The organism is Bacillus sp. mrc49 (assembly GCF_002803435.1).
This window is the reverse complement of the sequence record NZ_PHNG01000514.1, coordinates 1-1,139: the sequence shown is the minus strand read 5'-3', so window position 1 is coordinate 1,139 and position 1,139 is coordinate 1. Positions and strand designations below refer to the sequence as shown.

1 protein-coding gene is annotated in these 1,139 nt (G+C 50.9%); it reads left to right on the top strand.

Annotated features, from left to right (window positions below; all coding sequences use genetic code 11):
• Positions 1-1,139, top strand: a 1,139-nt coding sequence (locus CVN76_RS04955) for a YhgE/Pip family protein (RefSeq protein ID WP_198512486.1), incomplete at both ends; no start/stop codon positions are given.

Genomic DNA, 1,139 nt, shown 5'->3' with positions numbered 1-1,139 from the left:
CCGCTGGTGCCGAAAAGGTTGCCGATGGAACAAGCCGTGTAGCATCAGGCAATGAAAAATTGGCTGATAATTCAGGTGCTTTGGCCAAGGGTACGAAAGCTGTGGCCGATGGAACGAATTCAGTAGCTTCAGGAAATAAGAAATTGGCTGATGGTTCAGGCGCTGTGGCAAACGGCTCGAGAGCACTTGCCGATGGCACCCGTTCAGTAGCTGAAGGAAGTGAAGCCTTGACTGCTGGCTCAGGCGCGGTTGCCGACGGTACCCGTTCGGTGGCTGATGGCAATAAAGCATTGGCTGAAGGCACGAGCACACTGGCCGATGGCTCGGCAGCACTTTCCGATGGGATCGGTTCGGCAGCTTCCGGAAGTAATGAACTAGCAAGTGGTTCAGGCAAATTGGCTGACGGAACAGGTGAGCTTGCAGCCGGAACCGGAGCCGTAGCTGCCGGTAACCAAACCGTAATGGCTGGCTGGAATCAGTTAACAGCCGGTGCAAACAAGCTAAATGAGGGGATGATCCAGGTAAGTGACGGTACGAACACCGTAAAAACTGGTTGGGGCCCTTTAGCTGATGGTGTCCATCGAGTGGATGGCGGTTTAGGTGCCATCAAAGATGGCAGCAAGGAGCTGGCGGCTGGACTTTCAGGCGGCGCCGGTAAATTGAGTAACATCCACGCGGACCAACCGAATATCGACATGTTCGCCGCACCCGTCCAATTGAGCGGGAAAGCCATCCATGCATTCCCTAAATATCGCTATGCTAATGCGCCATATATCCTTTCATTAGCGCTATTTGTAGGTGTTTTGGTCATGGCATGTCTTTTCGACTTACAAAAGCCGGCCATTACAGAAATCTCGGCCTTCAGATGGTATGCCAATAAATTAGGAACGATGGCGGCGTTTGCCGCGGCACAGGCGCTAATCGCCTCCATTTTCGCGTCTTTTTATTTGAAATCAACGTTTACAAATGGCATCATGCTGGTTTTATTCTCGATATTCGTCAGCTTAACCTTCCTGGCGATCGTGTTTTTCCTAGTCGTACTGGCAGGCAATATAGGCAGATTCATTGCATTTGTATTCCTGGTTTTACAACTATCCACAACTGGTTCAAGCTTGCCTGTGCAAATGCTTCCTGAAAGC